This window comes from Paenibacillus sp. Soil766 (genome assembly GCF_001428105.1).
Classification (GTDB): domain Bacteria; phylum Bacillota; class Bacilli; order Paenibacillales; family NBRC-103111; genus Paenibacillus_E.
In genome coordinates, this window is the sequence record NZ_LMSJ01000047.1 from 1 (window position 1) to 13,289 (window position 13,289).

General features: G+C 46.4%; 11 protein-coding genes, 1 tRNA gene and 1 rRNA gene. All 13 read right to left on the reverse strand.

What is annotated here, in order from left to right:
* Positions 1-234: 234 nt before the first annotated feature.
* Positions 235-357: a hypothetical protein gene (locus ASG89_RS38305; RefSeq protein ID WP_268795672.1), complete on the reverse strand. Its 123-nt coding sequence runs from the start codon at positions 355-357 to the stop codon at positions 235-237.
* Positions 358-383: 26 nt separating this feature from the next.
* The gene (locus ASG89_RS36805; RefSeq protein ID WP_157256842.1) at positions 384-554 is read right to left on the reverse strand and encodes a small acid-soluble spore protein P; all 171 of its coding nucleotides are present in this window, start codon (positions 552-554) and stop codon (positions 384-386) included.
* 19 nt (positions 555-573) lie between these two features.
* The gene (locus tag ASG89_RS37230) at positions 574-729 is read right to left on the reverse strand and encodes a hypothetical protein (protein WP_200963579.1); all 156 of its coding nucleotides are present in this window, start codon (positions 727-729) and stop codon (positions 574-576) included.
* A 20-nt stretch (positions 730-749) separates the two neighbouring features.
* The gene (locus ASG89_RS29225; RefSeq protein ID WP_057314885.1) at positions 750-1,097 is read right to left on the reverse strand and encodes a hypothetical protein; all 348 of its coding nucleotides are present in this window, start codon (positions 1,095-1,097) and stop codon (positions 750-752) included.
* A 120-nt stretch (positions 1,098-1,217) separates the two neighbouring features.
* Positions 1,218-5,390 carry a choice-of-anchor I family protein gene (locus tag ASG89_RS29230; protein ID WP_057314887.1) on the reverse strand — a complete coding sequence of 1,391 codons (4,173 nt, stop codon included), beginning with the start codon at positions 5,388-5,390 and terminating at the stop codon, positions 1,218-1,220.
* Positions 5,391-5,547: 157 nt separating this feature from the next.
* Positions 5,548-5,634 (reverse strand) — tRNA-Ser (locus ASG89_RS29235).
* 81 nt (positions 5,635-5,715) lie between these two features.
* Entirely contained in the window at positions 5,716-6,996 is a 1,281-nt protein-coding gene (gene serS, locus ASG89_RS29240) for a serine--tRNA ligase (RefSeq protein ID WP_057314889.1), read from the reverse strand.
* Positions 6,997-7,087: 91 nt separating this feature from the next.
* Positions 7,088-7,666 (reverse strand): pyridoxal 5'-phosphate synthase glutaminase subunit PdxT, encoded by a 579-nt coding sequence (gene pdxT, locus ASG89_RS29245; RefSeq protein WP_057314891.1) that lies wholly within the window; start codon positions 7,664-7,666, stop codon positions 7,088-7,090.
* Entirely contained in the window at positions 7,666-8,547 is an 882-nt protein-coding gene (gene pdxS / locus ASG89_RS29250; RefSeq protein WP_057314892.1) for a pyridoxal 5'-phosphate synthase lyase subunit PdxS, read from the reverse strand. The genes pdxT and pdxS overlap by 1 nt, the downstream gene beginning before the upstream one ends.
* Before the next feature lie 121 nt (positions 8,548-8,668).
* Positions 8,669-10,039 (reverse strand): D-alanyl-D-alanine carboxypeptidase family protein, encoded by a 1,371-nt coding sequence (locus tag ASG89_RS29255; protein ID WP_235549971.1) that lies wholly within the window; start codon positions 10,037-10,039, stop codon positions 8,669-8,671.
* A 168-nt stretch (positions 10,040-10,207) separates the two neighbouring features.
* Positions 10,208-11,665 carry an IMP dehydrogenase gene (guaB, locus tag ASG89_RS29260; RefSeq protein ID WP_057314894.1) on the reverse strand — a complete coding sequence of 486 codons (1,458 nt, stop codon included), beginning with the start codon at positions 11,663-11,665 and terminating at the stop codon, positions 10,208-10,210.
* A 163-nt stretch (positions 11,666-11,828) separates the two neighbouring features.
* A complete protein-coding gene (locus tag ASG89_RS29265) occupies positions 11,829-13,031 on the reverse strand; it encodes a putative glycoside hydrolase (RefSeq protein ID WP_057314895.1) in 1,203 nt (400 codons plus the stop codon).
* A 140-nt stretch (positions 13,032-13,171) separates the two neighbouring features.
* Positions 13,172-13,288: ribosomal RNA gene (gene rrf, locus ASG89_RS29270) — 5S ribosomal RNA — on the reverse strand.
* Position 13,289: the final 1 nt, after the last annotated feature.

The following is a 13,289-nucleotide window of genomic DNA, read 5'->3' on the forward strand; positions in this document are numbered from 1 at the left end:
CAGGAGGGTCGGACCTCTACTTCGGCTACGGCACTTCAAAGGGTAAAGTTACCGTGTGGATTTGAACCACCTAGATTGTGCGACTGTGAGGCGCACACGAAAAAAAGAACCCCTAAGGGTTCTTTTTTCTGTCGGCATTGATGATATTTCTTTGAACCTTGTTACACGTAAACCTAAGTTAAATCTGCGTATAAAACACGGTAAGTGTCTTTAGCACATCGCCCTCCAGCCTGATTATAACAGGTAGAAAAGTCCTCTTTGCAATGGTTGTTTCGCTTTCGCTAATTGCTCCAACGGAACCACACCTCTCTGCTTGCCGACAATAATAGTATGACCGATTTCAGTCTTTTTAATCATGATATTTTAAAAAATTTCAGTGGCCGTTATCCGCCGTGTCCATGCCCTTCTGCAGCGTGTCCGCCGTGATGATTCTGGTTCTTCACTTTCTTAGATCCAGACAACGGTTCCTGATTGCCACCCGCGTTGTTCCGGTTCTTTACATTGCCATTATTAACGAGATTGTCGCCTGCGGAATAGTTTTTTGGTTTCGACATAGCTCCTCATCCTCTCCGTTTACGAGTTTGTTCCTTCGTGATTTAGCGCATCCTGATGGCGATGGTCGTTGACCTGCTGCTGGATCTGCTGCGCATTGTGTGCGTTAACTGGATTGGCATCCAAATCCTTGGCCACATTTTGCAAATTCTTATCGGGACTCTTTTGTTTCGTCATCACGGTGTCCTCCTTCTTACTTAAGCGTTGGTGACTTTCTGCAAAGCCTGGGCACACTCATGAATATGCCGCACATAATCATCGATTAACGACTGTACAACATCGCTTCGTTCATCAATATGCGTCGTTCCTTGCTGTACATCGGTTAGTTCTACCTTTACTTCTCTAGCGTCCACATACGTCACTTTAAAATCAAACGAATAGCCGGTATGCCCCGCCGTCATAATGTGCACGCGGATGGCATCCGTATCTCCTTCATCTGCCCATACCCTTGTTTGATCGGCAGGTTGCAGGACAGTGGGCATAACACGCATCCACTCATTCACGATTTCAGCTTGATCCACGCTAGGCTTATCTGATTTGCTCATAGGTAACACCTCCACATGATTAAAATGCGGAAGCTGCCCGTGTTTTATCCATGTAAAAAAACACCTACTCCCCAGCACGAATCGAATTCGTGCCGAAGGGTAAGTGCTAATTTCATCATGTTATTGCACGATTTGCTGCAAAAGCATACCCAGCATCTTCGCTGCTTCTTCACGCGATGCGAAGTCCTTCGGTGCAAATGTATTTCCCGATTTCCCGGAAATAATACCCGCTTGCTGCAGCGCTCTCGCCGCGTCTACAGCGAAGGTAGGAATCTCCGCACCATCTGCAAAAGATGCAGCGCTCACCGCTTGCGGTAAGCTAAACTTCTGAAGCGCTGCGAACCTTGCGATCATCGTGACTATTTGCTCACGCGAAATGTTGGCAGTAGGTGCAAACACACCCTCACTTACACCGCTTGTAAGGCCGTTCTCAGCTGCCCATTGGACAGACTGGGCATAATAGCTGTTCGCCTTCACATCGTGGAAACTAGACGATTTGTAGCCGCTAAGGTCCACACCAGCCATGCGAGCCAGCATCAAAGTGAAATCGGCGCGACTAATTTGGGCATTTGGAGAAAACTGGCCTTGGGCTGTTCCATTGATAATATTGCGAGCCGCTAGGTACGTGATATAGCTCTTAGCGAAGCTGGCTGACGTATCACTAAACGTAATAGGGGAATAGCCCACCGCATATTGCGAAAAGTGACTTACTTTGAAAATCAGCGTCCCCGTAGCCGCGTCGTAGTAGCTATTCGTGACTTTAACGAGCTCGCCGTTGTCCGCAATGTAGTAAGCTACAATCGCATTGATATCTTCATTGGCCGTCGGTTTATACGGTACTTGAACTTCAACGGAACCGCCGTTGAAGGTGGAAACCGTTTTGCCTCCTGCTGTAATGGTGAAATCGAAGACAGGGCGGTCGCCAACAGCAGCTTTAACCGTATCGCTATCTTTGGCAGTCATATGTTGGGTAACCGCCGTTAGATCCGCTTTAGCGATGGACAGGGATACTTCACCCGTCGTCGCGGCAGAGGCGATGACAGCCAGCACATTTTTATCCAAATTCACGGAAGCAATACCTAAGTCTAGCTTTACTGCTGCCGTAGAGCTCGCGACAACCTTAACAAATGATTCTGCTGGCAATTTGATAACCGCTTCTTTCGAAGTAGGATCAACAATTGTTTTAATTTCAAGAATAGATGATTTTCCTGCTGAATCGGTCATCTGTTTTAAAGCATCCGTTACTTGCCCAACCGTAAGATTAGCCGTTGAAGTACCTTTGCTATCTTTAACAGCTGGTGTCGTAATTGTGGTCATTTCTCCGTTGGTTATTGGTTGGCTAGGTTGTGTTCCCGTTCCCGCTACTGGACCGGCGGAATACGAGGTGCCATCAGAAGATACCGTTACTGTTACATCCGCTGTCGCATACCCATCAGGGCTAATAGCTGTAATTACTGCGGTACCCGTATCCACGGCTGATACTAGACCTTCTGCACTCACCGTTGCAACCGCTGAATTCGAAGATTTCCAAGTCGTTGTGCCTGAGCCAACAGCGTCTCCTGCAGACGTCGTCACCGTTGCTGTGAGCTTGCTTTCAGCGTCTCCCTTGGTAACAGAAAGTGTGGATCTATCCACGCTCATCCGTTGCACATTAAGCTGATAGACAGCAACCGTTCCTCCCACCTCATTTGCAACTAGAAGCAGCGGATTCCCGTTCGGGCTAATCGCGGCAGGTATGAAATCGATCCCCTCTGGCCCCGTATCTGTATTCAGATTGTCCTTTGGTGTAAACACACGCGAATTGGTATAATTCACGAACTTCGCATTTACTGGATCTGTCACATCATACGTCATGATGCCTCCGACCCGCTCCAAACCAACAAAAGCAAGAACTTTACTTCCCACTTTCCCCACTTTCACATCTTCAGGCTCTGGCCCTTTCTTTGAGCTGCGATCATCTAATGCTGTCTTACTATTGCTCGTGTTGAAATTGTTCGGCACACGCTGTGCAGTAACTTTCTCAAATTCATTCCCACTGTCATAGACTTGCGTCATCGTATTCGCTTGCCAGATCGAGAAGGAACGACCCCCGTACATGTAAATCCCATCCGATCCCATATCACTAGCTACTTCTACACCGTCATACGTCGTCTTACCAGCCAAGAATTGAGCTGCAGGTGAGTTGGGTGTTAAACTGCCTTTCATCGCGCCAATCGTGCTGCCATTCCCTCTCACACCTGGCCATTCGGTAACATCTCCCTCATTAGCAGTAAATACATAAGGGATACCATTAATCGTATGGCTTGCAATCCCATCTGGCATGTACATGCCATAGAACGGGACATTTTCAAACTTGATCGCATTGTCTTTCACTAGATCCAAAGCATTACGTGGAAGGCTCAAATCCTTCAAACCTAGTCCATTAATCGAAAGAACAACTTTCGTTGCTAAATCAATCGTTCCAATCGCGTTATTCTCCTGGAAGGATACATAAGCTTTACTGTTATCTTCCGAAAGTGCGATATATTCAGGTTCCAAATCAAAAATTGCGTCTTGCTTCGTACCTTCACCCGTAATCTGACCCGTTACTGGTGTAGAAGCACCGCGAATATGAACCTTACTATCAATGACGGATGGATCAGCAAATCTTAGTTGTGTCACACTATCCATAATCGTATCGACGATGGTTATACTTCCTTCAGGGTCTGTACCAGCCGTGCGAGGCTCGCCTTCATTCGCAGTTAACATATATCTGCCATCTGTTGTGGATTTAATCATATCGGGCTGAACACCCGCGTCATACATTTTAACTACGTTGCCATCATAATCCAGAACGACGATTTTACCAGCTTTTTTGGAATCTGACTCTTGCACAGATACGGATACTCGCTTCGTAGTCGTATTCACATCCACACTCGTCAGATCGCCGTAAAGAAAACCATTATTTTCAACCAAATCTTTGACTTTAATCGTTTTCTCTTTAACTAGGCCTTGCACAAGATCTAAACGAACGATATCTAGACTAGGCGGATTCCCCGAGCCATTTACCAGGTAGAACTTATTATTATCCTTGTTGTACTTAACAATCTCGGCGACACCGCCGTCTTTATTCGTAATTCCCACTTTAAAATCAGTCAACTTCGTGATACTTAAAGTATCTTTGAATAGATTAGAAGCGGGTTCAACATGAATCGCCAAATTACGGCCATATTGCGCTAACAAACTATCCGTTACTTTTATGTATACGTTAGATGTAACTACTTCTGTTGGCTTACCGTAGACTTCACCTGTGACAGCATTAATAGCTAATCCAGCAGGTAACCCTGTTGCTGTGAACGTAAATGGCGCTCTCCCTCCATACACATTCATCAATACCGAGTAGTCTTCTTGCTCATAGGCTATAGGTAACTTATCATTCGAGTATCCAAGCACAGACACATTATTGTCCCATTGCCCGAATGCGCTAGATTTAGGTCCTTTAACTGCTAAGTCTTGCGTAGTCGAATCGGCAATCCCGAATTGTCCGAAATCCTGTTTGTTATTATCCGTATCTGTTAGTGTCTTCCGACGTACGGATATTTTCTTAGAAGTACCTTCTGATGAACCCTTGGGATAATCGAACTCATAACCATCGATATCCGTTCTAATGTCGATATTATCTCCATCATTGCTGCCTGTACCTAACATATCAACATATCCGGTCGGTTTAGGATCATTGGCAAAAGGATGTTTATTCGCGATATCCAGCTTGGATTGGTTGCTCATCAGCACAACCTTCAATCCTTTGTTGTTGATAAAACGGGTACTCCATAATTGGTCATAGGTATTTGTGAGGTTGAGTTTTGGTGCGGTTGCTTCTGTCGCTTGCCCGAGAATAAGAAAGGAGGACTTGGCTTTAATCGTGCCAACAAGATTTAACTTGTCCCAATCTCCAGTTGGCCCCATTAGATCAGATGAGCCACGATCCGCATATTGCAAAGACCAGCCCGTTAAGCTGATATCACTGCTAGTTGGGTTGTACAACTCTATAAATCCATGGGAAGACGCTGTATTTCCTGTGTCCGTTTTCAGACCGCCACCATAGACCTGATTGATGAATACATGCGGTACCGTCACATCGTAAGTCCCATTCGCCTGATACGGTGTTCCTGGTGTTATCGCTGCAGCACTTGCTGGACTGGCTACTGCCAAAGGACTTATCGTGACGGCCACGGATAAAAGTACCGAGACTACCTTCGTTCCAACCTTCTTCACAGGGGTTTCACTCTCCTCATATTGGATGATCACGTCCATTATAAGAAAAGCTCCAGCTGCGAAATACCCACTTTTTGTTAAAATACGATGTAGATATTGTAAAAGTCACTCCCTCGATGCCATGAAAATGGAAAACAAAAAAAGCCACACGATTTCAAGAATCGCATGACTTTTTGGTTGGGTATTACCTTGGCTACGGAGAGGGTGGGATTCGAACCCACGGAGACCTTGCGACCTCGGCGGTTTTCAAGACCGCTGCCTTAAACCACTCGACCACCTCTCCACGATAGGCGTCTCTGGTTAGAGAGACGACCTTGCAGTGACAAAAAGCATTGTAGCACATAACTCCTACTCAAAGCAAGTGCTATTTTTTTGTGATCACTTTAACGTTGTTCATGTACGGAACAAGCACGTCTGGAACGATAATCGAACCATCTGCTTGCTGGTAATTTTCAAGAATCGCAGCCACTGTTCGGCCAAGCGCTAAGCCTGATCCATTCAGGGTATGCACGAACTCCGGCTTCGCCTTCGCATCGCGGCGGAAGCGAATGTTCGCTCTGCGCGCCTGGAAGTCTTCGAAATTCGAGCAGCTTGAGATCTCGCGGTACGCGCCGCTGTTCGGCAGCCATACTTCCAGATCATACGTCTTCGCCGATGTGAAGCCAATATCACCTGTGCAGAGTGACAGCACACGGTAAGGCAGCTTCAGTAGCTGTAGGACGCGCTCAGCATGCCCTGTAAGCTTCTCCAACTCCTCGTAGGAGTCTTCTGGCTTCACAAGCTTTACAAGCTCAATTTTGTTGAATTGGTGCTGTCTGATTAAGCCTCGTGTATCTCGGCCAGCTGATCCTGCTTCCGAACGGAAACAAGCACTGAACGCCACGAAATTAACCGGCAGCTGTTCATTCGTTAGAATATCCTCACGATGATAATTCGTGACCGGTACTTCTGCTGTCGGGATTAAGAAGTATTCCGAATTCTCGACTTTGAACACATCTTCCTCAAACTTCGGAAGTTGACCTGTACCTGTCAGGCTATCACGGTTGACGATATAGGGAGGCAGCATTTCTTCATAGCCATGCTCATCGCTGTGCAAGTCCATCATGAAGTTAATCAATGCGCGCTCTAGACGAGCGCCTAGCCCTTTGTAGAACACGAAGCGCGAACCCGTAACCTTCGCCGCAGCTTCGAAATCCAGAATACCCAGCTCTTGCGCAACTTCCCAATGAGGCTTCACTTCGAAATCAAACGTCGGAATCTCACCAATGCGGCGAACTTCCACGTTCTCTTCTTCGGTACGGCCCACAGGAACGCTGGCATGCGGCATATTCGGAATGGAGAGAAGAACTTGTTGTAACGACTCGTCCAAGATACGGATCTCGTCATCAAGCTCTTTAATGCGGTCTCCGACCACTTTCATTTCTTGAATCAGCTCATCCGCATTTTCGCCGGATCGTTTACGTCCCGCTACCTCTTGGGAAACAGTGTTTCGGCGATTTTTGAGCTGTTCCGTTTCTTGCAATAGCTCTCTGCGCTTCACGTCTAGTTCTGTGAAGCCATTAAGCTCCTCAATCTGCTTGCCGCGGTTTTGCATGGCAGCTTGTACAGCTGCTAAATCACTTCGAAGTAACTTTACATCAAACAAGGAGATTCCTCCGTTAGCACAAAATGGTTTGTATATGGAAGCAAGCACCCATACCGGCAATCCGGTTAACTCGGGGTGCTTGAACCATTGGTTATGCTTGGCTTTGCTTTACCATATCTAAGAAATAACTGTGCAGACGGAAATCATCCGTCAGCTCCGGGTGAAACGACGCCGCAAGGAGATGCCCTTGCCGCGCAGCTACGATCTGGCCGTCATACGTGGCCAGAACATCCACATCCGAGCCCACTTTCTCAATGAGTGGGGCCCGAATGAAAACTGCGCGAACGTTCTCGTCAATGCCTTTGATCGGCAAGTCCGTCTCAAAGCTCTCGCGTTGACGACCGAACGCGTTGCGAGCCACCGTAATATCCATCAGCTCTAGATGAGCTTCAGGCTGCCCGGTGATCTCTTTCGCGATGACAATCAACCCCGCGCAGGTGCCGAAGACCGGCTTGCCTGCCGCAGAGAACTCACGCAGCGCATCGATGAAGCCATACGTACGCATAAGCTTACCAATCGTCGTGCTCTCTCCTCCAGGGAGGATGATGCCATCGAGCTCAGCGAGCTGCTCGGTGCGTTTAACAACGACACCTTCTGCGCCCGCTTTTTCAATACCGCGTATATGCTCTGCTACCGCGCCTTGCAGCGCGAGAACCCCAATCTTCGTCATTACCAGCCGCGCTCCTGCATACGCTCGGAAGCTTGAAGCTTGGAAATTTCGATTCCCTTCATAGGGGCACCTAGGTTTTTGGAAATTTCAGCAATCAATTTGAAGTCTGTGTAATGCGTTACCGCTTCGACGATCGCTTTCGCGAACTTCTCTGGGTTATCGGATTTGAAAATCCCTGAACCAACGAATACACCATCAGAACCAAGGTGCATCATTAACGCTGCATCTGCAGGTGTAGACACACCGCCAGCTGCGAAGTTAACAACAGGCAATTTACCAGTTTGGTGAACTTGAAGCATCAACTCGTAAGGAGCGCCAAGTGTTTTCGCTTCGAACATCAATTCGTCCAAAGACATGCTTTGAACTTTACGGATTTGACCTTGAATTTGACGCATGTGACGAACCGCTTCAACGATGTTACCTGTTCCTGGCTCACCCTTCGTACGAAGCATGGATGCTCCTTCACCGATACGACGCAAAGCTTCGCCTAGATCACGGCAACCACACACGAAAGGCACTGTGAAATCACGCTTGTTGATATGGAATACTTCATCCGCAGGGGTAAGTACTTCACTCTCATCGATATAGTCAACGCCTAGGGATTCAAGAATTTTCGCTTCAACGAAGTGTCCAATTCTTGCTTTCGCCATGACTGGAATGGATACAACTTTCATAACATCTTCAACAATTGTTGGATCTGCCATACGGGATACGCCACCTGCTGCACGAATGTCAGCGGGTACGCGCTCAAGCGCCATAACAGCGGACGCGCCAGCTGCTTCTGCGATTTTAGCTTGCTCAGCGTTCATAACGTCCATGATGACGCCGCCTTTTTGCATTTCGGCCATACCTGTTTTAACGCGGGAAGTTCCTGTTTCCATTCTTTATTTCCTCCTATAGCTTGTATGCCAATTTCGTTGCAGTTACCTACACGATTCAATGATAAACTTCTAAACAGTAATTTTACATGAAGGATGGGTAATATACAACCCATTTTCTGGCCTAAGAGCCGCCTTTAATCCCATTAAACATATCGCTGAAGAAGTTTTTAATGGAGCGGAACAGAAGTCGGATCCAGCTGCCTTTTTCAACGTCGCCATCTGCAATTAGTTCAACGGTTTTTTCTTGCCCATTGTAGCTTACTTTGACTTTCCCCAGCGTGTCACCTTTAGCAATAGGAGCTACTAACTTGCTTTCTTCAACAGACTCGGCTGTCACTTGGAAATCCGTATCTTTGGCGCCTTTTCTAGCAACGAACGATACACCCGTTTTCGTAACAAGAGGTACTTCCATTTGTACACCCTTCTTAATGTTCACACTTTTCAAAGAATCTATCGTCTGTTTCGCATTCAAGAATGGTTTGATCTCAAAATTATTAAATGCATAGTCCATTAACTTGCGTGTTTCATTAAAACGTTCTGGTTCTGTTTTCGTTCCCATAACTACCGTAATCATACGCATACCGTTACGTTCTGCCGTTCCAGTGAAGCAATAGCCCGCATCATCGGTAGAACCGGTTTTCAAACCGTCCAACCCTTGATAGGAATACTTCTTAAAGTTAGTGTTCGTTGAATTCCCTTCCAGCATCCAGTTCCAGTTGATCATAGGTGATTTATCTGTCGGTCTCAGCTTCAAGGAAGGAATCTTCGTAAATTCTAGAATTTCTTTATGATCCTTCAAAATATTATAAGCAAGAATAGCTGCATCGCGAGCTGTCATCTTCGTCTCACCTTCAATTGAAGCAGGCGGATTCTTGAGGTCAGCACGTGAAAGTCCAGTCGCACTAATAAAATGTGCCTTATCCGACATACCCAGCTGTTTCGCTTTGTCATTCATCATTTTGGCAAAATTCTCTTCTGTACCGCCAAGCAATTCAGCAAAAGCCACAGAAGCATCGTTCGCGGAATAAATGGACATCGCGTTAAACATATCCTTGAATGTCAGCGTCTCATTCTCGGCAATCAACTGACCGGAACCAATGACATCTGCTGCATTCTTAGTCGCTGTCACAGGTGAGTCCCATTTGAATTTACCTTCTTTAATGCTTTCCATTGCCAAATACTCCGTCATCATCTTCGCCATACTTGCCGGCGGGAAGGCTTCATCTGCATTCATTTGGTACAGGACTGCTCCTGTGCTGGCTTCCATAATTATCGCAGATTTCGCTGCTACTTGAGGTTCATTCAAGGCAGGTGTTGGTGTAGTCCCTGCATTAGGTGCAGGCGTTGTCACCGCCGCTGGTGATGGAGAAGCTGCTGGCTTTTTCTCATCTGCCGCGTAGGTTGGCTGTATATGTAAAAGTAAGGATTGAGCAATTAAGCTAATACCTAACACCAAAGCAACCTTTTTCTTTGTAAAACGTAAAAATCTCACAATTTCACTCTCCTTAAGTAATGTTGGATAACACATATGACACGTTATATTGTAACACACCCCATTAGACAAAAAAAAGAAAACGTGGGTTCAACTCCCACGCCTCCAATTTCATCCATATTGTGACAATATAGAAACCTTTTAACCGAGACAAAAATTCTCTCATCTCTACATCGAGTAGTTTGGTGCTTCTTTTGTAATTTGAATATCATGTGGATGGCTTTCTTTCAAACCAGCCCCCGTAATACGAACAAATTGTGTATCATGAATAAGTTCTTGAATATTCTTTGCTCCACAATACCCCATACCTGAGCGAAGTCCGCCTACCAGTTGATACACCGTATCCGCCATTGGCCCTTTGTAAGCCACACGACCCTCAATACCCTCTGGAACAAGCTTGCTCTCGTTCTCTTGGAAGTACCGATCCTTGCTGCCTTCCTTCATAGCACCTAAGGAGCCCATTCCGCGGTAAACCTTATACCTGCGACCTTGGAAAATCTCAGACTCACCCGGACTCTCTTCTGTCCCTGCAAAAAGACTACCGATCATCACCGCGCTAGCTCCCGCTGCGATCGCTTTAACCACGTCACCAGAGTACTTGATACCGCCATCTGCAATAATCGGAACGCCGAACTCAGCTGCTGCTTGCGCACAATCATAAATCGCCGTAATTTGTGGAACACCGATCCCTGCAATAATGCGAGTCGTACAGATCGATCCGGGACCGATCCCAACTTTCACCATGGAGGCTCCTGCCTTGATCAAATCACGCGTCCCATCACCTGTCGCAACGTTCCCTGCGATGATCGGCAGTTCTGGATATTGAGCTCTCAGTTTCTTCACAGTCTCTGCGATGTTAATATGATGGCCATGTGCAGAATCTACGACGATTACATCAATTCCGGCTGTAACAAGCGCTGCGGCTCTCTCCATCACGTCTTTAGATACACCAACAGCGGCCCCCACAAGTAAACGCCCTTGAGCGTCCTTAGCTGAGTTAGGGAATTGAATGGCTTTCTCAATATCTTTAATCGTAATTAACCCTTTTAGACCAAAATTCTCGTCGACCAAAGGCAGTTTCTCTATTTTATGCTTCTGAAGGATACCCTCCGCTTGCTGAAGTGTTGTGCCAACGGGTGCTGTGACAAGACCTTCCTGCGTCATCACTTCTTTAATTTTAATGGAGTAGTCATGTACAAAGCGCAAATCGCGATTCGTCAAAATACCAACTAAACGATTATTCTCATTTACAATGGGTACACCCGAGATGCGGTATTTCGCCATTAACTCTTCTGCGTCATACACATGATGTTCAGGCGTCAAGGAGAAAGGGTTGGTGATCACGCCGCTCTCCGACCTTTTCACACGATCAACGTGTTCCGCTTGCAACTCAATCGGCATATTCTTATGAATAATCCCGACGCCACCTTCACGGGCCATAGCAATCGCTAGCGCAGACTCCGTCACCGTGTCCATAGCGGAGCTAATGAAAGGGATATTTAATTTCACGCCAGGCGCCAGTTGCGTCGAAACGTCGATCTCCTTACCGAACACTTCGGACTTCCTCGGCACTAACAAAACATCGTCAAACGTTAAGCCTTCCTTGCCAAACTTATCTTCTCTCACAGCGTACCATGTCCTCCTTAAAGCCCTCTAACTGAAGAAAGCTTGATTCATTAACCTCAGCTCATTCTTTCGTATGATTGCAATCTTAACAAAAGCCTATTTTTGGTGTCAAGGGAAAGGACGAGTAGACAGCCCCCACCATGCCTCGAATAAGTCAATTCCGTTAACGATAGGAGTACGTACTACTTGGATTCCAGAGTAGGAACTGCTCGATCCCTTGCTCCTTCGCTGCCTTAATCTGCTCCTTTACATCAATCACCCCATACTTCTTATGCGGTTTGACCCATGTTGCCGTAAAATCCTGATACCAAGGCCTGATCTGTGCAACCTGACTATTCAATCTCGCTAGCTGATGATTTTTCCATTTAGCGTCGTTAACCGCTTGATGAACGACCGCATATGGCTGCAAATCAGGGCTTTTGATGCCATAGATACCGCTGGTATAGTGGGACGGGTACAACATTGGCGAAATGAAATGGACCTCCTTACTGATCATCGCCCAATCTTGTCCAATGCCCATATCATTCGGTAAAGATGTCGTTAATCCGAACACATCTGCTGAAATATACGCCTTATTGCCGATCTGTTCCTTCGCCTTATGCAAAAAAGTTGCGATATCCTGCGCCTTACTTAGCTTCTGCGGGTTATCAAACAGAACCTCCCGATCCACCTTCTGCCCATTCTCCGGGAATCTCACATAATCAAACTGAATCTCATCAAAACCCAGATTAGCTGCTTCATTGGCAATTTGAATATTATAGTCCCACACATCCGTCTTAAAAGGATCTACCCACGCGACTCCCTTCGCATCCTTCCATACACTTCCGTCTCTGTTTTTCATGGCGTACATACTCTTCTTCTTGCTTAAATAGGGATCTTTAAACACAACCAGTCTAGCTATCGTATAAATATGCTTCTGCTTCAATCTCTGCAGCTTTGCTTTCATATCTTGTATAATAACGTGGCTATTCGCCCCGATTTCATTGACCAAAGGAACCGTTGAGGGATAGGTTACCTGGCCGGAATCGTTCTTCACATCGATCACCATTGCGTTTAAATCCGTTTGCTCCACCAGTTCAATCAATTGCTCGAATTTGCTGCCTACTGAGGACCAAGCGGATACGTAAATACCTTTCACGATTGGTTTAGCAGAGTTTTGAAAAGAAGGCGTTGCCGTAACGATCGGCATCTTCTTCGATTCTTGATTAGGCGCGAGCCCAATGCTTCCTACATGACTTAGAGAGTGAAGTGGATTTGCCTCTTCCTTCACTTCGTCGATTTTAGTTGAGCAACCATTCATCATCAGCGTAACTATCGAACAAAGACATACCTTGCCCATCCATTTCATGCTGCTTGTTGTCCTCATCGTCATCCCTCCTCGTAGGATTAGTATGGTTAAAAAAGCAATATTTACAGATACAAAAAAAAGAGTCTTTCTGGAAAAAAATCCAGAAAGACTCTTACTAAGCTGTGAGACTTTTGGCTCCACCAAAAGATCCCTATGTCGTTTGGCAACGTTCTACTCTCCCAGAACCCTGCGGTTCAAGTACCATCGACGCTGGAAGGCTTAACGGTCGTGTTCGAGATGGGAACGCGTGGATCCCTTCCGCCATCATCACCAAAC